The 18,082-nt window shown below is 62.9% G+C and carries 17 protein-coding genes; 4 read left to right on the plus strand and 13 right to left on the minus strand.

What is annotated here, in order from left to right:
• Positions 1 to 24: 24 nt before the first annotated feature.
• The 6 genes from AC3G7M_RS02540 to AC3G7M_RS02565 form a co-directional block, all read right to left on the minus strand.
• The gene (locus tag AC3G7M_RS02540) at positions 25 to 774 is read right to left on the minus strand and encodes an electron transfer flavoprotein subunit beta/FixA family protein (protein ID WP_489214151.1); all 750 of its coding nucleotides are present in this window, start codon (positions 772 to 774) and stop codon (positions 25 to 27) included.
• A gap of 152 nt (positions 775 to 926) precedes the next feature.
• Complete coding sequence (locus AC3G7M_RS02545; RefSeq protein WP_489214152.1) at positions 927 to 2,303, minus strand: LLM class flavin-dependent oxidoreductase; 1,377 nt, start codon at positions 2,301 to 2,303, stop codon at positions 927 to 929.
• Positions 2,304 to 2,307: 4 nt separating this feature from the next.
• Positions 2,308 to 3,588: an SfnB family sulfur acquisition oxidoreductase gene (locus tag AC3G7M_RS02550; protein ID WP_489214153.1), complete on the minus strand. Its 1,281-nt coding sequence runs from the start codon at positions 3,586 to 3,588 to the stop codon at positions 2,308 to 2,310.
• Between the two features lie 14 nt (positions 3,589 to 3,602).
• Positions 3,603 to 4,265 (minus strand): methionine ABC transporter permease, encoded by a 663-nt coding sequence (locus tag AC3G7M_RS02555; RefSeq protein WP_489214154.1) that lies wholly within the window; start codon positions 4,263 to 4,265, stop codon positions 3,603 to 3,605.
• The gene (locus tag AC3G7M_RS02560; RefSeq protein ID WP_489214155.1) at positions 4,262 to 5,062 is read right to left on the minus strand and encodes a methionine ABC transporter ATP-binding protein; all 801 of its coding nucleotides are present in this window, start codon (positions 5,060 to 5,062) and stop codon (positions 4,262 to 4,264) included. The genes AC3G7M_RS02555 and AC3G7M_RS02560 overlap by 4 nt, the downstream gene beginning before the upstream one ends.
• 23 nt (positions 5,063 to 5,085) lie before the next feature.
• Positions 5,086 to 5,931, minus strand: a complete 846-nt coding sequence (locus AC3G7M_RS02565; RefSeq protein WP_489214156.1) for a MetQ/NlpA family ABC transporter substrate-binding protein — start codon at positions 5,929 to 5,931, stop codon at positions 5,086 to 5,088.
• A gap of 226 nt (positions 5,932 to 6,157) precedes the next feature.
• Between AC3G7M_RS02565 and AC3G7M_RS02570 the strand changes: the two genes are divergently transcribed.
• Entirely contained in the window at positions 6,158 to 7,162 is a 1,005-nt protein-coding gene (locus AC3G7M_RS02570; protein ID WP_489214157.1) for a Gfo/Idh/MocA family protein, read from the plus strand.
• A 20-nt stretch (positions 7,163 to 7,182) separates the two neighbouring features.
• Here AC3G7M_RS02570 and AC3G7M_RS02575 read toward each other — a convergent pair whose 3' ends face one another.
• Positions 7,183 to 7,563: a histidine triad nucleotide-binding protein gene (locus AC3G7M_RS02575; protein ID WP_489215928.1), complete on the minus strand. Its 381-nt coding sequence runs from the start codon at positions 7,561 to 7,563 to the stop codon at positions 7,183 to 7,185.
• On the minus strand, positions 7,563 to 8,456 hold the full coding sequence (locus tag AC3G7M_RS02580; protein WP_489214158.1) for an EamA family transporter: 894 nt from the start codon (positions 8,454 to 8,456) through the stop codon (positions 7,563 to 7,565). The genes AC3G7M_RS02575 and AC3G7M_RS02580 overlap by 1 nt, the downstream gene beginning before the upstream one ends.
• A 221-nt stretch (positions 8,457 to 8,677) precedes the next feature.
• Between AC3G7M_RS02580 and AC3G7M_RS02585 the strand changes: the two genes are divergently transcribed.
• The 3 genes from AC3G7M_RS02585 (at position 8,678) to AC3G7M_RS02595 (ending at position 13,217) form a co-directional block, all read left to right on the plus strand.
• The gene (locus AC3G7M_RS02585) at positions 8,678 to 9,499 is read left to right on the plus strand and encodes an SDR family oxidoreductase (RefSeq protein ID WP_489214159.1); all 822 of its coding nucleotides are present in this window, start codon (positions 8,678 to 8,680) and stop codon (positions 9,497 to 9,499) included.
• Between the two features lie 5 nt (positions 9,500 to 9,504).
• On the plus strand, positions 9,505 to 10,509 hold the full coding sequence (locus tag AC3G7M_RS02590; protein ID WP_489215930.1) for a Gfo/Idh/MocA family oxidoreductase: 1,005 nt from the start codon (positions 9,505 to 9,507) through the stop codon (positions 10,507 to 10,509).
• A gap of 380 nt (positions 10,510 to 10,889) precedes the next feature.
• A complete protein-coding gene (locus AC3G7M_RS02595; protein ID WP_489214160.1) occupies positions 10,890 to 13,217 on the plus strand; it encodes an AAA family ATPase in 2,328 nt (775 codons plus the stop codon).
• Positions 13,218 to 13,391: 174 nt separating this feature from the next.
• Here the strand turns inward: AC3G7M_RS02595 and treF are convergent, their stop codons facing one another.
• The 5 genes from treF to AC3G7M_RS02620 all read right to left on the minus strand — a co-directional run bounded on the left by treF (position 13,392) and on the right by AC3G7M_RS02620 (position 18,015).
• Positions 13,392 to 15,011 (minus strand): alpha,alpha-trehalase TreF, encoded by a 1,620-nt coding sequence (treF, locus tag AC3G7M_RS02600; protein ID WP_489214161.1) that lies wholly within the window; start codon positions 15,009 to 15,011, stop codon positions 13,392 to 13,394.
• Positions 15,011 to 15,859 carry a TIGR01459 family HAD-type hydrolase gene (locus AC3G7M_RS02605; RefSeq protein ID WP_489214162.1) on the minus strand — a complete coding sequence of 283 codons (849 nt, stop codon included), beginning with the start codon at positions 15,857 to 15,859 and terminating at the stop codon, positions 15,011 to 15,013. Before AC3G7M_RS02605 ends, treF begins: the two co-directional genes overlap by 1 nt.
• Complete coding sequence (locus AC3G7M_RS02610) at positions 15,859 to 16,920, minus strand: quinone-dependent dihydroorotate dehydrogenase (protein WP_489214163.1); 1,062 nt, start codon at positions 16,918 to 16,920, stop codon at positions 15,859 to 15,861. The genes AC3G7M_RS02605 and AC3G7M_RS02610 overlap by 1 nt, the downstream gene beginning before the upstream one ends.
• A 24-nt stretch (positions 16,921 to 16,944) precedes the next feature.
• Positions 16,945 to 17,598: a thiamine phosphate synthase gene (gene thiE / locus AC3G7M_RS02615; protein ID WP_489214164.1), complete on the minus strand. Its 654-nt coding sequence runs from the start codon at positions 17,596 to 17,598 to the stop codon at positions 16,945 to 16,947.
• 141 nt (positions 17,599 to 17,739) lie between these two features.
• A complete protein-coding gene (locus tag AC3G7M_RS02620; protein ID WP_489214165.1) occupies positions 17,740 to 18,015 on the minus strand; it encodes a hypothetical protein in 276 nt (91 codons plus the stop codon).
• Positions 18,016 to 18,082 lie beyond the last annotated feature (67 nt).

Genomic DNA, 18,082 nt, shown 5'->3' on the forward strand with positions numbered 1-18,082 from the left:
TTCTATCCCCTCTCGTCTCGCGTCTCAGATAACGCCGGCTTCGTCGCGCAGCTTGGCAACAAGCTCGGCGACGGAACCAACCTTCACGCCCGCCTTGCGGCCTGCCGGCTCAGTCGTCTTCAGCACTTTCAGGCGCGGCGCCGGATCGATGCCGTAGTCCGCCACCGGCTTGATGGCGATCGGCTTCTTCTTCGCCTTCATGATGTTCGGCAGGCTCGCATAGCGCGGCTCATTCAGGCGCAGGTCGGTCGTGATGATCGCCGGCAGTTTCAGCGAGACGGTCTGCAACCCGCCATCCACTTCGCGGGTCACGGTCAGCTGGCCGTCGCCCACGTTAACCTTGGACGCGAAGGTGCCCTGGGCCCAGCCCAGCAGCGCCGCCAGCATCTGGCCGGTCTGGCCGCAATCATCGTCAATCGCCTGCTTGCCGAGAATGACCAGATCCGGCTTCTCTTCCGCGACCACCGCTTTCAGGATCTTCGCGACCGCCAGCGGCTCTACGATGTCCGCCACTTCGACGACGATGCCACGGTCCGCGCCCATGGCAAGCGCGGTACGCACCGTCTCCTGCGCCTGGGCAGGCCCGATGGACACGGCTACAACCTCGGTCGCCTTGCCGGCTTCGCGCAGGCGCAGCGCTTCCTCGACCGCAATTTCGTCGAAGGGATTCATCGACATTTTGACATTGGCCAGCTCGACGCCCGAACCATCGGCCTTCACGCGCACGCGGACGTTGTAATCAACGACCCGTTTCACCGGCACCAGGATCTTCATCAAGCCTCCACAACCTGCTCAAGGAACACGGCCAAGCCGCTCACGGGGGGATTTTTATAGCCGCGCGGCGAAGGGTGCAAATATCGCGCCCAGGCCCGCTCCCGGCATAGGTGCCGGGAGGGCGCGCCGAAAACTGGCCTGGAGCCGACCGCTCAGATGGCCGATTGCGACATCCGGGCAAGGCCCGCCGGATGCGGGGCGGCCAGCAGCCTGCCCTGGCCAAACAGCTTTTCGCGCAGCGTGCCTTCGGCATAGGCGGTTTTGAACAGGCCCCGCGCCTGCCACTCGGGCACCAGCAGCGCCGCTGCATCGGTGAAGCTTTCCGGGATCACGGCATAGGCGAGGTTGAAACCGTCGATATCGGTCTCCTCCGCCCAGGCCGCCATATCTTCCGCAACCTGTCCGGCCGCACCCGTGAACACCGGTCCGGCGCCGCCGATCGCCACATGCTCGGCCGCTTCCCGCACCGTCCAATCCCGGCTCGGGTCAGCACGGGTGAAATTCTCCATCGCCGCCCGGCCGGCATCATTGTCGATATAGCGGATCTTCTGGTCGAGCCCGTAGGAGGAGAAATCGACGCCTAACCAGCCGCCCATCAGCGTGAGCGCGCCCACCGGGTCGATATAGGAGCGGTAATCAGCCAGCTTATCGGCAGCCTCGGCCTCGGTCCGCGCGGTGACCGCCGTCGCGAGTGCGAAGACCTTCACGCTATCGGGCGCGCGGCCGGCCGCCGCCACCGCCTGGCGCAGCCGCGCGACACGCGGGCCGATCACGGCGGCCGACGGACCGGAGACGAAGACACATTCGGCATGCCGCCCGGCGAAGCCCAATCCGGCCGGGGAACTGCCCGCCTGATACAGAACGGGCGTGCGCTGGGGCGAAGGCTCGGCCAGATGCAGCGCCTCCATCAGGATATGCGGGCTTTCATGGCGAATGACATGAACCCGGTCCGGGTCGGCATAGAGGCCGCTGGCCTTGTCGGCCCGAACCGCGCCTTCCTCCCAGCTGCTTTCCCACAGCTTGTAGATGGCGGTCATGAAATCCTCCGCCACAGCGTAGCGGTCATCATGGGCGCGCTGGCGGCTGGCTCCCATGGCACGGGCGGCACTGTCCAGATAGCTGGTCACGATATTCCAGCCGACGCGCCCGGCCGTCAGGTGATCCAGCGTCGAGAAGCGCCGCGCCAGCGGATAGGGATGGTCATAAGTCAGCGACACCGTGACGCCGAAGCCTAAGTTCTGCGTCACCGCGGCCATGGCGGGGATCAGCAGCATCGGGTCATTGGTCGGCAACTGCGCCGCATGGGCGATGGCGGCGCGCGCATTGCCGCCATAGACGTCATAGGGTCCCAGCACATCGGCCAGAAAAATGCCGTCGAACAGCCCGCCTTCCAGGATCTTTGCCAGATCAAGCCAGTGGCCGATGCTGTTGAAATCGACCGACCGGTCCCGCGGATGGCGCCACAGGCCCGGCGACTGATGCACCGGCGTGTTCATGGCGAAGGCGTTGAGGCGAATCTCGCGCGGCATCGGGTCAGATCCAGGAATGGATCGGGGGCACGGTGCCGTTCAGCTCATAGTCGCCCAGCGCATAGTATTTCCAGCGCACCGGGTCATGCAGCGTATGGACGCGGGCATTCCGCCAATGCCGGTCAAAATTATCCTTCGCGAGGGTCGAGCTGGTGCCTGCAAGTTCAAACAGCTGGCTCGCGGCATGCAGCGCCACTTCCGTCGTCAGCACCTTGGCTTCCGCCACCGCCAGCGATGCGCGGGCGATGCCGTCCACGCTCTCCTGCTTCAGCTCCTCGTCGATCACCTGACCGGCATAGGCCAGAACCAGGTCGGCCGCCCGCAGCTTGATGCGGGTCGCGCCGATCGCCGCGATCGTCAGCGGATCTTCCGCCGCGCGGTCCTTGCCGCTGTCGATCCAGGGACGCGCGCGATGGCGCACGAATGCCAGCGTATCGGCATAGGCCCCGTGCGCGATGCCAGCGTCGATCGCGGCCTGAAAGATCTGCGAAATGGCGCCATAGATCAGCGGCTGCTCGCGCAACCCGCCGAGGCCGATGATGTGGGAGGCCGGAACGCGCACCTGGTCGAACTGCACCGTGCCACTGGCCGTGGTGCGCTGGCCGAAGCCGGACCAGTCATCGATGATGGTCACGCCCGGCGTCGTGCGCGGCACGATGGCGCGCAGCACGGCGCCGCTTTCGGTGCGGCCGACGGTCGGGATGAAATGCGAGAACAGCGCGCCGGTGCAGTAGAATTTGGTGCCGTGGATGATGAAGTCGTCGCCTTCCTGGGTGAAGGTGGTCTTCCAGTCGGCCGCCGTCTTGGTGCCCATTTCCACCAGCGCATTGCCGAACCGGTAGCCGTCCAGAACCTTGCCAAAGAAATAGGCTTTGCGCGCCTCGTCACGCTCGGCGCGCAAAAGGTTGAGGAAAGCCCAGTGATTTTGCGGAATCTGGCCGATGGAAGGGTCCGCGGCTGAGACGATGCTGATAATCTCGGAGACCGTCGCAATCGGCAGTTCCGGCCCGCCATAGGCGCGCGGCACGGTAATGCCCCACAGGCCGGTCGCGGAATAGCGCTCGATCTCGGCAATCGGCAGAACGCGGTCGCGGTCGCGCGCAGCAGCTCCGTCCTTGATGGAGGCGGCAAAATCATGGGCGATGGCAATGGCCTCGGCCGAGGTCGTGATCAGCGGCGGACGGCGGTCGGGCGGCGGAAGGGCGGCGGCGGCCGCGAAGGGCGCCTGCTGCGGTACCAGAGACCCCGGGCTTGTACCCGCCGAAGAAGTCAGTGTCTCGGTCATGATATCCCTCATCGTCAGCGATGGTCGAAGCGTGCGGCGAGCCTGTCTCCCAGGAACTGCACACCGCAGACAAGCACAATCAAAATCGCGACCACGATGACGATCACCGGGGTGCTGAACTCGTCATAGCCGAAGCGGATGCCAAGATCGCCCAAGCCCCCGGCGCCGACCGCTCCCGCCATGGCCGAGGAACCGATCAGGGTGACGAGCGTCACCACGAAGCCGGCGATGAGGCCGGGCAAGGCCTCGGGGATCAGCACTTCCCACATCACGGCGAAGCGGCTGCCGCCCATGGCGCGCACCGCCTCGACCAAACCAGGGTCGACCTCACGCAGGGAGACTTCGGCGATCCGCGCGAAATAGGGCGTTGCACCAATCGCCAGCGGCACGATCGCCGCTTCCGTGCCGATGGAACTGCCGGTGATAAGGCGGGTCAGCGGAATAAGCGCCACCAGCAGAATGATGAAGGGCACCGACCGCACGCCATTGACCAGCAATCCCAGCACGCGGTTCACGGTGCGAAGCGGCCAGATGCCATTGGGGGCAGTCGCCACCAGCAGCAGCGCCAGAGGCAGGCCCGCGACAAAGCCGATCAGGCCCGACACCGCGACCATCTCCACCGTCTGCCACAGCGCCGTCCACAGATCGTCGCCCGAAATCGGCAGATCGGCGATCATATCCCTTCCCCGTCTTCAAAGCCGAGCGAGGCCGCATGCAGCAGCAGGCGGGTTTCCTCGGCCTGCGGATGGGTCAGCACCTGGCGCACCGGTCCCTGTTCCACGACACGGCCTTTCGCGAGAACCAGAACATGGTCCGCGATACGGCGCGCGACATTCATCTCATGCGTGATGATGACGATGGTGAGGCCGAATTCGCGGTTGATATCGCGCAGCAGTGCCAGAATCGATACCGTCGTCTCAGGGTCCAGCGCCGAGGTCGCCTCGTCGCACAGCAGCAGCACAGGGTCGGAGGCGAGCGCGCGGGCAATGCCGACGCGCTGCTTTTGGCCGCCGGACAGCTGCGCCGGGTATTCCTTCTCTTTCCCGGCCAAGCCCACACGCTCTAGCAAGGCCGCCGCTCGGCCCCGCCGCTCGCGCTTCGACAGGCCCGCAAGTTTCAAAGGCAGCGCCACGTTATCCAGCACGGTACGCGAGGACAGCAGATTGAAATGCTGGAAAATCATGCCGATGCGGCGGCGCTCGACCTGGAGCGCGGTCTCAGGCAGCGGTGTGATGTCGCGCCCGTCGATTTCGACCGAGCCGGCATCCGGCTTTTCCAGGCCGTTGAGGCAGCGAATGAGCGTGGATTTGCCAGCGCCGGAGCGGCCGATGATGCCCAGCACCTCGCCCCGGCCGAGCGTGAAGGAGATATCGTCAATCGCCGGGGTCTGGCCGAAGCGGCGGGACAGGCCCGAGACCTTCAGGAAGGGTTCAGCCGGCCTCTTTTGAGTCCCATTGGCTGGGCTATAGGTCACCCATTGATCCATCACGCCACCGCTTACCAGGCGGGCAGAAAGGCATCGCCATATTTGCGGGCGATATAGGCGCGCTCTTCATCCGATTGAAAAACCTTGATGAAGGCGAGGAGCTTCGGGTCCTGCGCGTCCTGCGGGCGGGTCACGAATTGCAGGGCGTAATGATCATTGCCGGCGCCATCGGTGATCAGCGCGGTCTTCGGGTCGCCATGCGAGGCGATCAGAAAGGTATAGCTCACCTGGGCGATATCGACATCGTCCAGCGCGCGGACCAGCTGCGGCGCCGGCAGCTCGATGAAGCGCAGGTGCTTCGGATTGGCGATGATGTCATGGACGGTCGCTGCATCGCCGACACCGGGCTTGAGGGTGATGAGCCCGGCCTTGGCAAAAAGCTGCAAGCCGCGCGCACGGTTGACAGGGTCATTCGCGACCGCCGCACGCCCGCCATCGGGTACGGCCGCGATGCTGGTCACCTTATGGGAGAACAGGCCGATCGGCGTCACCACGCCGGGGGCGACGGCCACCAGATTGAAGCCACGCTGCTTGATGGCGACCGCCAGGAAAGGCTTGTGCTCGTAGAAATTAGCCTCGACCGAGCCTTCATTGACCGCGACATTGGGCGTGACCCAGTCGGAAAAGACCACGACCTTCACCGGTCGGCCCTGCTGCTCCGACAGTGTGGCGGCGTGGCTGACGATATCGGAGAGCGGACCGGGGGTCACGGCGATCGACAGCGGCTCGGCCGCACGGGCGCAGGCCGAGGCGATGAGACCGGCGACCAGCAGAGCAACGGCGATTCCAGCAGCCACTGCCATGCGGCGGCCAAGGCCGGGATGGGTCTCAATCTCGAATTCGCCGGGTGCAGCCATGAAGCACGTCTCCCAAGGACCAGCACAATTACGCCAGAACCTAGCGTATATTCAAGTAAACACGAATGTCGAGTGCTTTAATAGGAATTATAAATGCGCTTTTGAGCGGTTGACCAGTAATACACTAAATAAAATCGTACTTACAGGCCATCCCAGCCCTGGCCTTCCCGGCCCTCTCGGCCGATAGTCCGGCGGACACACTCTGGTCAGCCACGGGGAGAGAAAGATGGCACGGACAGTCAATTGGGGAATCCTGAGCACGGCGAAGATCGGCCGGGAGAAAGTCATCCCCGCGATGCAGAAGGGTGAGGTCAGCCGCGTGCTCGGCATCGCGTCGCGCGATCAGGCGTCAGCGCAGCAGACCGCGGCGGCGCTGGGCATCCCCCGCGCCTATGGCAGCTACGAAGCGCTGCTCGCGGACCCTGAGATCGACGCGATCTACAATCCGCTGCCCAATCACCTGCATGTGCCCTGGAGCATCAAGGCCCTTGAAGCCGGCAAGCATGTTCTGTGTGAAAAGCCGATCGCCCTCGATACGCGGGAAGCGGAGACGCTGCTGGCCGCGCGTGACCGCACGGGCCTGGTCGTCGCGGAAGCCTTCATGGTCCGCTATGCGCCCTGGTGGCAGCGCGTGCTGGCGCTGGTACAGGACGGCCGGCTGGGCCGCGTCTCCGCCATCCAAACCGCCTTCAGCTATTACCTGGATGACCCCACCAATATCCGCAACATGCCGGACATCGGCGGCGGCGGCCTGATGGATATCGGCTGCTACGCCATCGCCACCGCCCGCTATATCTGGGGGTCGGAACCGACGCGCGTCGCCGCCCTCATCGAGCGCGACCCCGCGATGGGCACAGACCGGCTGACCAGCGCCCTGCTGCACTTCCCCGAAGGCCACCTCACCTTCACCTGCTCCACCCAGCTGGTGCCGCATCAGCGCGTCACGGTGCTGGGCACCAAGGCGCGGATCGAAGTGCTGATCCCCTTCAACGCGCCACCCGATGAGCCGGTGCAGATTCTGATCGATCAGGGCCGCGCGCTGGGCGGCGTCGAGGCGGTCACCGAGTCCTTCGGGCCTGCCGATCAATACACGCTGCAGGGTGACGCCGTTTCCCGCGCCATTCTGGACGGAACCCCGCTCGAATTCCCGCTGGAAGACGCGATCGCCAATATGCGGGTGATCGAGGCCGTCTTCCGGGCCGGCGATAAAGGGACCTGGGAAGCGCCGTAGGGCGCTCCCACTCCTGCCGTTCAGGCCGCCTGGATCATGCGGCCGAGCGGACCGCCGCCGAACAGATGGACATGGAAATGCGGCACTTCCTGTCCGGCATTGACGCCGTGATTGGTGAGCAGGCGGTAGCCCGCCTGCTCCAACCCCAGCTCGGCCGCCACGCGCCCGACCGCGCGCCAGAAGCCCGCCATCTCGGCGTCTGACGCACGCGCCGCGAAATCCCGCGCTGAGACGTAAGCGCCCTTCGGGATCACCAGCACATGCACCGGTGCCTGGGGCGCGATGTCATGGAAGGCGAGCACATGCTCGTCCTCAAAAACCGTCTTATTGGGAATCTCCCCGCGCAGGATCTTCGCGAAGATATTCTGCGGGTCATAGGGGTCCAGGCCGGTTACGGGCATCATGCCTCTCCTTCTGCGATGGGCGGCGCCTCTTTCGCACGGGCCGCGATGGTGCCGATACTGGCCAGCGTCACGCAAGCCATGCCGGCCAGCTGGGCGATGCTCAAGCGCTGACCGAGAACGAGAAACCCCATCACCGCGGCCATCACCGGCTCCAGACTCATGAGGATGCCGAAATGCCGCGGCTCCATGCGCCGCAGCGACGCCATTTCCAGCCCGAAGGTGAGGATCGGCGACAGCAGCGAGATGAGACCCATGATCACCACCGCCGTCACACTCAGCGCCTGAAAATGCGGGATGACGCCGATGGGCAGGCCGGCGAGCGCGGCCACGCCCATGGACAGCGCCAAACCCTGCAGGCCGGAGAAGACCTTACCGACGCGCCGCGTCATCAGAATATAACCGCCCCAGCAGGCGGCCGAAGCCCCGGCAAACAGCAGGCCGATGGTATCGGCGCTGCCATGATCCTGCATCGTCAGCAGCCAGACGCCCAGCCCGGCCATGACGACCCAGACCAGATCCAGCAGCCGGCGCGAGCCCGCGAGTGCGACCGCAAGCGGCCCCAGAAATTCGATCGACACCGTCATGCCGATAGGAATCCGGCCCACGGCCGCGAAAAAGAAGAAGGACATGCCGCAGGTGATGAGGCCCAGCACGACGGCAGCCCCCAACCGCGCACGGCCCATCGCCCAAAGTTTCGGTCGGGCAACCGAGAGGAAAAAGACCGCGCCGAAGATGAGACGCAGCGAGGTCGCCGCCGGGCTGCCGATGCGGTGGATGACCGGCACGGAAAGCGAGGAGGCCAGCTGCGCCGAGCAGACGGCCGTCACCAGCCACAGCGCCACGGGGATTTTCTGGGCCAGGCGCCGCGGGCCGGCAAGGAGAGGCATCATGCAGGCTCGGCCATTCCAGCTTGAAAGACGAAGGTCAAAAGACGCGCGAGGTTCTAGGCGGTTTCACCGCGCAAGACCACTGCGGCCCCTGCACCGTTTCTGATGGATTTTTGATGGATTTCTGAGCTTTCTCGCGCGCCACGGCCGCCTATGCTCGAAGCCCCAGGAAACCAAGACGCGCCCGGATAAACGGGCGCCGCGCAACGCCCGAAGACCAAGATATGAACAAAATGGACGGCAAGATCTGCCTCGTCGCCGGAGCGACGCAGGGATTGGGGGCAGCCATCGCCCAGCGCCTGGCCGCGGCCGGGGCCGCCGGCCTCGTCATTACCGGCCGCTCGGCCGACAAGGGTGAGGCCGTGGCCCAGCGCATCGCGGCTGAAACCGGCTGCCCCACCCACTTCCTGCGCGCGAATCTCGCGTCCGTCGAGGATTGCCGCGGCGCGGTGGAGGAGACGGAAAGGAAATTTGGCGCCCTGCATGTGCTGGTCAATGCCGGCGCGCTGACCGATCGCGGCACGATCCTGGATACCTCTCCCGAACTGTTCGACCGCATGATGGCGACCAATCTGCGCGGCCCCTTTTTCCTCATGCAAAGCGCCATCCGCCAGATGATCCGCCAGGGCATTGCCGGGGCCATCTGCAATATCGGCTCCATCTCGGCGCTGTCCGGCCAGCCCTTCATCAGCGCCTATTGCGCGTCCAAGGGCGGGCTTGCCACGCTCACGGCCAATACCGCCTTCGCGGTGATGAAGAACCGCATCCGCGTCAATCAGCTCAATCTCGGCTGGATGGCCTCAGATCATGAGATTGCGCTGCAGGCCGCCGCGCGTGGCGACGCCGATTGGCTGCAGAGTGTCGCAGCCGACATGCCCTTCGGCCGTCTGATCGACCCAGCCGAGGCGGCGCGGGCGGTCAATTTCATGGTCTCCGATGATGCAGGGCTGATGACGGGTGCTGTCATCAATTACGACCAGTCCGTCTGGGGTGCCGTTGCGGGTGCCATGCCGGTGCCGGATGCCGCCATGACCCTTTCGGCGTGACCCCGATGCGAGAGGTCAGAATAGGTGTCATCGGCACCGGTGTCATGGGCACGGATCATGCGCGCAAACTGGCGGGCGGCATCCCCGGCGCCAGGCTTACGGCGCTGCAGGATTTTGACGGCGCGCGGGCAGCCAGCCTCGCCCGCGAACTCGATGTCATCGCAGTCGCCGAAGCTGATGCCTTGATCGGTCACCCCGAGGTCGATGCGGTTCTGGTCTGCGCGCCGGACGGCACCCATGCAGCGCTTGGCCTGAAAGCGATTGCCGCCGGCAAGCCGGTGCTGATCGAAAAGCCGCTGGCCGCCGAACGGGCAGAGGGTGAGGCCCTGCTCCGTGCCGAAATAGCGGCCGGGCGCCGGCTGGTGCAGGTCGGCTATATGCGCCGCTTCGATCCGGGCTATGCCGAGATGCGGCAGACACTGACCTCCGGGACACTCGGTGCGGCACTGTTTATGCACTGCCAGCATCGCAATGAAAGCTCGGTCAGCTATCTCACCTCGGACCTCATCATCGCGAATTCCGCGGGCCATGAATTCGATGCCGCCCGCTTCGTGCTGGGGGAGGAGATTGTCTCGGCAACGGTGATCAGCCCGCCTGAGCCGCGTCACGCGCCGGGGCGGCAGCCGCAATTCATCGTGCTGCAAAGCGCCTCGGGCGCCGTTGTCGATATCGAAGTCTATACCGATGCGCGCTACGGCTATGACGTGCGGGCCGAGCTTGTCTGCGAGGACGGCACGGTGTCCTTGCGGCCGGGGCCGCCCACATCGCGCCGCCAGGCGGCGCGGGACGGCATCGTCGTGCCGGGTGATTGGCGCGCCCGTTTCGCCGATGCCTATCGCATTCAGTTTGAGCGCTGGGTGATCTCCATCCTCACTGACCGGCCAAATGAGGGCGCCAGCGCCTGGGACGGGTATCGGACCATGCTGGTGACGGAGGCCGCACTCGCCGCCTGGCGCAGCGGCACCCGCGTCGCGGTCGACCAGCCCGAGCGCCCTGGGTTTTATGCGTGAGGGTTGGGGGGAGGGCAAGGCGGCTTTGGAGCCACCCGAGGCATAGGCCGGCTGAGAAAGCAACCTCAGGACCTAACATTCTGCGCCGCTGTGTGTAAGAGGTTTGCGCCCAACTGCGACATGTGCTCGCTTTCGATCTGCCTCAGTAAACAATCGTTTGTTGCAACCTGAGCAACAGCTCGAGAACGACTCAGAGTAAGTCGGTAGCCCATGAAATCCCGTTCGCTTACGCAGCCATGTCCGCCAGGGTTTTCTCCACTCCATGCTATTGCGGGACGATAGCCTGCCTCATATAGTTCAATAGGTGATTTGCACTGCCATAGAAGCGCATAATCACGAGAATTATCGCTGCTGCAGCGCTTTGATCTGGATCACTTAGAATGAATGCCTCTCCCAAGGCCAACTTCACGCTTTCAGCACGACACCTGGGCCCCGTATTTCATCTGGAGGGCGAACTCACAAAGCACGATCAAAACGTAGTGTTTGCTAGAAACGGCACCGGCAAATCATTTCTGTGCCGTGCATTTCGCTATCTCGATCTATATGCCCAACAGTATGATATTTCGGACGCTGCCTTCAGTCTGGTGTCGGATGAGTCCGGCAATGATGCAGGCTCATTCACTTTCTCCCGCGGAACAGCGATCATGGGTTCGCTCGACTTGCAAAAAGCGAATCATCAAGTTAACGCAACGATCGGCAGCACAATATTTCACGTTTTTTCAGAAGACTTTGTCCAGGAAGAGCTTCGGGAGCGCAAGTACGAACTAAACGGACAGATCGAGAACGAGATCGCTCTCGATAGAGAAAATATTATGCTTAGCGATGCTTACAAAGCAATAGAGGAAGCAAGCAAACAAGCAGATGAAAATTACACCACAATCGAAATAAAATTTGATACAGCAAAGACGACTGAGTTACACGATAAAGCGAGTATCAACAAGCAGCTGAGGGATTACAAAGCACTCTCGCTCAAAAAAATTCTCGAGAACTATTATGACAGTCCCGAAGCGCTAAGCCAGAACCTTGCCGATATTATCAGGGACCTGGACAGTCTGAGAGCGATTCCTGCGGAACCTGTTTACCCAGGAAGTGTTGAGTCTGTTACGATTGATGACATTGATCTTCAAACTCTAACTGCGCTCCTTGAACGAGTAACTTCCCCGTCGAGTGTCTCAGCAGAAATCAAAAAGAAAATCGACGCTCATCACGGCTTCTATAAAGAAGGCGTAAAGATCGTACGCGACGATCATCTGACCGAGTGCCCATTCTGCGAACAAGGGATTACAGACAATAGCCCGAAAGCCATAATAGATCTCTACATCGAGTATTTCGACGATGAAGAAGAAAAGCACAAATCATCGTTAAGAGATTTTTTCAAGAAGCTCAGACAAAAGGAGATAATACTGGACCAAACAGAGACTACGCTCGCACGGCAAAGATCTCGCTACGACGAATTGAAGCGGCACGTGCCATCGAAGAAGAAAACAGAAGTGAGCGATGGCGCAGGTGAGCTGGAAAACGTTCGTGAGGCGATAAAAGCACTGAAAGCGGTCATCGAGCAGAAGGCTGCTTCTCTTGCATCAAAGCATATGCTTCCTTCCAGTGAGCTAGCAGCTCGCATTGATGCATTAAATAGTATTGTCGATCAAAACAACCGGAAATCTACTGAGCTTACTAGTTCAATCGAGAAGGCCGATGAAGAGCGCAAGACGTCACAGCGTAAGGCGTGCGCGGCTTTCGAACGCGAGTTCGCAATTACAAACTGGCCTGACATCGAAAATCTTCGAGCGCTTCAGGCTGAAGTTACCGCGAGGCGGAGCGAAGCCAAAGAGCTTGAAAAATCGAACCCTACGACACACGCAAGGAATCGCGTTGCCGAGACCTTCGAAATTTTAATAAAAGAATTTTTCGCTGAAAAATATATTTTTGACAAGGTGGCCTTCGTACTGAAGCGAGGAGGGCGAGAGATGTCCCGCGGGCCGCATCGGACCCTAAGTGACGGTGAAAAAACGGCGATTGGATTCTGCTACTTCATAGCTTGTATCCATAAGAAGATCCGAACTCAGAGCGATTATAAGAAACTGTTTCTTGTCTTTGATGATCCCGTCACGTCGATGTCGTATGATTTTGTATTTTCAATAGCGCAAGTCCTTAAACATTTGAGCCTGTCCAAACAAGGCGAAATTTCAGTTAATCCAAGCAAGATCGATGGCAGAAACTTCTGGAGGCCGGAATTGCTGCTGCTGACCCACAGCAGCTATTTCTTTAATATCTGCCTGACAAATCGAGTTGTCGAGAAGAGCGCAGCCTTCGCGCTATATACTGATGGAACGAAGCATAGTCTCGTAAGGCTCAACAATTACATTGCTCCCTTCCAGGAGCAGCTGATCGATGTTCATGACGTAGCGAACGGTAAAGACCCGAGTCACCGGACGGGCAATTCTGTGCGCGCCGTGTTGGAAGCGGTCGGCCGATTCTGCAGACCGGATAAATCCGACAGCCTGACCGACTTCTTGAAACACCTTGCAGGCGAAGAGAACATGATTCTGAAAAGTATTCTTATCAACTCGCTATGTCACGGCACCTATTACGAGGAAACACCGCCACCGGATGATCTGGTGCTGGCCTGTAAGGAGACAGTTGCTGTTGTCGAACGCTATGCTGTCGGACAGTTGGAGTTAATTAGAAGCGGTATCAAGAGGGTATGAAACAGCCAGAAAAGTTTCTCTTTGCTATGGCGTTGTCGAGACACGATACTGTTCGGCCATTTCAGTATCAAACGCATCAGGTTGCCATTATACCGACACGATAAACACTGCGCATCGGCGTTCTGTTTGACAACATCAGTCAATTTCAGGATCGCTTCCCCATCCCCCTCGCCGCTACTTCCCCGTCCCGGCCTTCGTCTCGCCCAGCGGATATTCCGCCATCAGCGCCGCCTGCACGCCGTTGGTCCAGCCGAAGCCCACCTGCAGCGCGTATTCGCCACCATGGCCGCCCGCATTGCTGCCGTCAGGTGCGGCGACGTTGTATTTCTCCACCAGAACGCCGTCGCGGGCGAAACCCTGGTTGACGCGGCTCTCCCAGCGCTCAGCGATGGTCCTGGCGAGATCAGGATCGCCGTAACGCCGGAAACCCTGCACCGCCATCCATTGCAGCGGCGCCCAGCCGTTCGGCGCATCCCATTGCTGACCGGTGGCGTCGGTCGTGGTCAGAATGCCGCCCGGCGCCAGCAGCTTCGCTTCCACCACTTTGGCCACACTCCTGCCTTCCGCGTCCGTCGCGACATGGAAGAACAGGGGCACCACGGTCGCGGCCGACAGCACATGCGTCAGCTGATGGCGGCGCCAGTTATAGTCTGAGAAGTCGCCTGCCTTCGCATCCCACAGCAGGGTCTGAATGGCGGCCGCGCGCCGGGCCGCACGCGCCGCAAACAGTTTTGCTTCCGCCGTATTGCCCGCCAGCTGATAGGCATAGGCGAGATCGCTTTCGAGATGGAACAGCTCGGCATTCAGATCGACCGGCAGAAGGTCGGTCGTATCGATGGTGCCGATTGTCTTGCCATCCGCGAACCAGCGCGAGCTGTAATCCCAGCCCGATTCCGCGCCCGCGCGCAGATTGCGATACAATATTGCCCGCGGTTCCTTGGACGTCTTGGCGGTCTCGATATCTTCGCGAAAACTCTCGTCGCGCGGCGTGTCGGCGGCCGACCAGAAGCGGTTGAGCACGGTGCCATCGGCCAGTTTCACGGCATGACCCTGCGCCTGGCCGGGCTTCAGACTGTCCGCGCCCTGCATCCAGTAGTCATATTCGGCGCGCATGGCGGGCAGATAGGTTGTGTAGACGCTGTTGCCATCCTTCTGCGCCAGCAGATCGACCATGGCCGAGAAGAAAGGCGGCTGCGACCGGCCGAGATAATAGGTCCGGTTGCCGTTGGGCATATGGCCGTAGCGGGTAATCAGGGACGCGATATTGCGCACCATGTCCTGCGCCAGTCTGTCCTGCCCGTCCTGCTCCAGCCCCAGCATGGTGAAGTAGGTGTCCCAGTAATAGATTTCACTGAACCGTCCGCCCGGCACGATATAGGGCGCGGGCAGGGCCAGCAGGGAGGAATAGGATTCCACCTCATCCGGCTCCCGCCGCAGCACTGTCCACAGATCGCCGATATAGTCGGACACGGTCTCGCCGGGGCGGCGCTGATAGGTGACGGTTTTCAGCACCGGTTCGCGGAAATGGGCATGCACGAAATCGGAAAGTTTGAAGCCGGGCTTTCCTTTCGCCGCCGCATAATCCGCCATGATCTTGTCCGGCGCCTCGGTCGGAATGGCATCCGCGAAGGTTTTCTGATCCGGGAAGATTTGCGCCAGTTCAACGGCGCGGTACAGGTCGCCGAACACCACCGAAGGGGGCTGGGGCTCAGGTGCGCGCGCCAGCGCCTGATGGCTGAGGATGGGGGTCAGCACCCCCGCGGCGAGAAGGGTGAGGCGAAAGGAATATGTCATCACCACCGGAAGCTAGGAAGGGTCGCGACCGGTGCAAGACCCGCCATCGCCGCTTCCTGCTCGGCCTCGGGCAGCTTCCCCGCCAGATCATGAATGCCGTCCAGCACCCAGCAGGAATCGAGGCCAACGGCGGTTGCGCCTGCAATATCAGTGCGCAGCGCATCCCCCACGGCCAGCACGCGGCCGGGCGCCACACCCAGTATCGCCAGCGCCGGGCCATAGACTTCCGGGCTCGGCTTGCCGCGCCAGCGGAATTCGCCGCCCATGCGGGCATATTCCTCAGCCAGCACGCCGGCGCACAGAATCTGCTCGCCGTCCCGCACGATGACCAGATCGGGATTGGCGCAGACCATGGGTAGCCCGGCCGCCCGGCAGTCTTGCAGCGCCGGTATATGCGGCTCCAGCGCGCGATCGGTAATCGCCTCGTCGGCGCCAACATTGAGCACGAAATCGGCCTCGGCCGGGGTCAGTGCCAGTTCCAGGTCCAGCCCTTCGATCAGCGGCAGATCCCGCGCCGGCCCAAGAAAGAAAACGCGGCGGCCCAGCCGCGCGAACCAGGGGTCATCGCGATCATGCAGCGCCTGCCACACGCTTTCGCCGCTCGTCATCACGCCATCATACAGCTCGGGCGGAATGCCCAGGCGGGTCAGGCCCTTCACCGCCAGCTCCGCCCGGCGCGGCGCATTGGACAGCATGACGATGCGCTTTCCCCGTGCCCGCAACGCCTCCAGCGTCGCCTTGGAATGGGGCAGCAGCTTCTGCCCGTCATGAATGACGCCCCACAGGTCCAGAATGAAGCCGTCATAATCACCGGCGAGGGGGGCGAGGTGTTCCAGGTGACGCATCATCAAATCCCTTTCGCCAGCGCGTCCGCGCGCAGCCCCTTCAGCTCGGCGATGCTTCTGACACCAGCCGATTTCACCGCCACGTCCAGATCCGCCTTGATGCGCGCAATCAGCTTCGGCCCCTGGTAGATGAAGGCGGTATAGACCTGCACCAGATCGGCGCCGGCATGGATCTTGGCCAGCGCATCGGCGCCTGACGCGACGCCGCCCACGCCGATCAGCGCCAGCCTTCCGCGCGCGGCGAGCGAGGCGCGGGCCAGCATGGCGGTCGAGCGGGCCAATAGCGGCCGGCCGGACAATCCGCCGGTCTCGCCGGCATTCGGGCTGCGCAGGCTGTCCGGCCGGTCGATGGTCGTATTGGTCAAAATCAGGCCCGCAATGCCAGCATTGACCGCAACCTCAATCACCGCCTCCAGCCCGTCCACCGACAGATCGGGGGCGAGTTTGACGAAGATCGGCGGGGCATCGGGCACGGCCGCACGCATGGCGGCCAGAATGCCGGCCAGCCGGTCCTCGCCCTGCAGGTCGCGCAGGCCCGGCGTATTGGGCGAGGAGACATTGACCACGACATAATCGCAAATCGGGGCCACCTGCCGCAGCAGGTCAGGATAGTCGCGTTCGGGGTCGGCGCCGTCCTTGTTGACGCCGATATTGGCGCCGACGGGGACGATGCGGCGATGGCGGGCCAATTGCCGCTCGAACGGCGCGATGCCGCTATTGTTGAAGCCCATGCGATTGATGATCGCCTGATCCTCAGTCAGGCGGAACAGGCGCGGCTGCGGATTGCCCGCCTGCCTCCGGGGCGTCACCGTCCCCACCTCCACAAAGCCGAAGCCCATGCGCATGAGCGAGCGCAGCGCCACCGCATCCTTGTCGAAGCCGGCCGCCAGCCCCACCGGATTGGTGAAGCTCATGCCCGCGACCTTCGTCATCAGCCGCGCTGGATCGGCCTTGCGGTTCTCGGCCGCCAGGCCAAGCCGCATGGCCAGGATCGCCAGCCGGTGGGCGCGTTCCGCCTCCATGCGGCGCAGAAGGGGCAGTGCCAGCGCGGTCAGCGGGGCCATGAGCGGCAATCCATAACGATGTGTTTATATCTGAGCAGGAGGCGCCGCTGCGATCGCCGCATTCATCTGGCGGACTCCCGCCGCCGGGCCGTCGGGATGCGACCAGACGGCACTGATCACGGCCAGGAAATCGGCCCCGGCGGTCACCAGCGGCGCGCAATTCGCGGCCGTGATGCCGCCAATCGCGACCGAGGGCAGTTCCATGATCTCGTGCCACCATTCCAGCACGTCGATCTCGGCTTCGACCGGCGCATCGGCCTTCGACCCGGTCGGATAGAAGGCACCGAAAGCCACGTAATCCGCGCCGTCTTCGCCCGCCGCCATGGCCAGCTCCCGGCTGCCATGGCAGGAGACGCCGAGTGTCAGATCCGGCCCCAGGATGCGCCGTGCGTCCCGCGCCTTGGTGTCATCCTGGCCGACATGGGCACCGTCGCAGCCGGTGGCGACCGCCAGATCGGGGCGGTCATTCAGCAAAAAGGCGACGTCGCGGCTTTGCGCCACGGGGCGCAGCAGGTCGATTGCGCGGCGCACGTCGTCGTCGCTCGCCTCCTTCAGCCGCAGCTGCACGGCGCCGACATCGCCGGCATCCAGCGCCGAGGCCAGCAGATCGCGGAAGGCGATCGGATCAAGCGCCGCCGGCGTGATGAGGTAAAGGCGGCAGGGAATGTCACCGGACATGATCGGGCGGCCCGAAGTGAGGCGAGGATCGATAGGATCGCCGCGGGGTGAAGTCATCGTGAAGCGCGCGCCCAGCCGGGCCGCGCACTCAGCCGGCACTGGCGTAGCGGGCCCAGGAGTTAGCGAAAACCCCCTCTCTTGTCACCCCGACGTGCGGGGTCCGGCAAGCCAGGCGGCCAGCTGCCGCTCCGCCCCGCGCATGGCCATGTCAAGTGACGGCGGCCGCTCGGTCCAGATTTCCGCGCCATAGGCCTCGGCCATGGCAGAGACGGAGGCGAAAAGCGCAGCGCTTTCGGGGCGGAACAGAATCCGCCGCTGGCCGGCACGCAGCGCCTCCGCCGCCCGGCCCGGCGCATCGGCACAGTCCAGAACCTCGAGGAAGGGCGCCTGCGGATGCCGCGCCTGAAGCTCTGCCACTACCGCGCGCCACCACCCTGCGCCCGCATAAAGGGCCGCTCCCGGCGCCGATAGTATTGTCACAGGT

The sequence above is a fragment of the Acidisoma sibiricum genome, from assembly GCF_057837225.1.

Excerpts from the sequence above, each read along its gene's own strand:
- AC3G7M_RS02545 (WP_489214152.1), bottom strand. The coding sequence starts at position 2,303 with ATGCCGCGCGAGATTCGCCTCAACGCCTTCGCCATGAACACGCCGGTG.
- AC3G7M_RS02595 (WP_489214160.1), top strand. The coding sequence starts at position 10,890 with ATGAATGCCTCTCCCAAGGCCAACTTCACGCTTTCAGCACGACACCTG.
- treF (WP_489214161.1), bottom strand. The coding sequence starts at position 15,011 with ATGACATATTCCTTTCGCCTCACCCTTCTCGCCGCGGGGGTGCTGACC.
- AC3G7M_RS02555 (WP_489214154.1), bottom strand. The coding sequence starts at position 4,265 with ATGATCGCCGATCTGCCGATTTCGGGCGACGATCTGTGGACGGCGCTG.
- AC3G7M_RS02585 (WP_489214159.1), top strand. The coding sequence starts at position 8,678 with ATGAACAAAATGGACGGCAAGATCTGCCTCGTCGCCGGAGCGACGCAG.
- AC3G7M_RS02565 (WP_489214156.1), bottom strand. The coding sequence starts at position 5,931 with ATGGCTGCACCCGGCGAATTCGAGATTGAGACCCATCCCGGCCTTGGC.
- AC3G7M_RS02550 (WP_489214153.1), bottom strand. The coding sequence starts at position 3,588 with ATGACCGAGACACTGACTTCTTCGGCGGGTACAAGCCCGGGGTCTCTG.
- AC3G7M_RS02575 (WP_489215928.1), bottom strand. The coding sequence starts at position 7,563 with ATGCCCGTAACCGGCCTGGACCCCTATGACCCGCAGAATATCTTCGCG.
- AC3G7M_RS02580 (WP_489214158.1), bottom strand. The coding sequence starts at position 8,456 with ATGATGCCTCTCCTTGCCGGCCCGCGGCGCCTGGCCCAGAAAATCCCC.
- AC3G7M_RS02540 (WP_489214151.1), bottom strand. The coding sequence starts at position 774 with ATGAAGATCCTGGTGCCGGTGAAACGGGTCGTTGATTACAACGTCCGC.
- AC3G7M_RS02570 (WP_489214157.1), top strand. The coding sequence starts at position 6,158 with ATGGCACGGACAGTCAATTGGGGAATCCTGAGCACGGCGAAGATCGGC.
- AC3G7M_RS02610 (WP_489214163.1), bottom strand. The coding sequence starts at position 16,920 with ATGGCCCCGCTGACCGCGCTGGCACTGCCCCTTCTGCGCCGCATGGAG.
- AC3G7M_RS02590 (WP_489215930.1), top strand. The coding sequence starts at position 9,505 with ATGCGAGAGGTCAGAATAGGTGTCATCGGCACCGGTGTCATGGGCACG.
- AC3G7M_RS02605 (WP_489214162.1), bottom strand. The coding sequence starts at position 15,859 with ATGATGCGTCACCTGGAACACCTCGCCCCCCTCGCCGGTGATTATGAC.
- thiE (WP_489214164.1), bottom strand. The coding sequence starts at position 17,598 with ATGTCCGGTGACATTCCCTGCCGCCTTTACCTCATCACGCCGGCGGCG.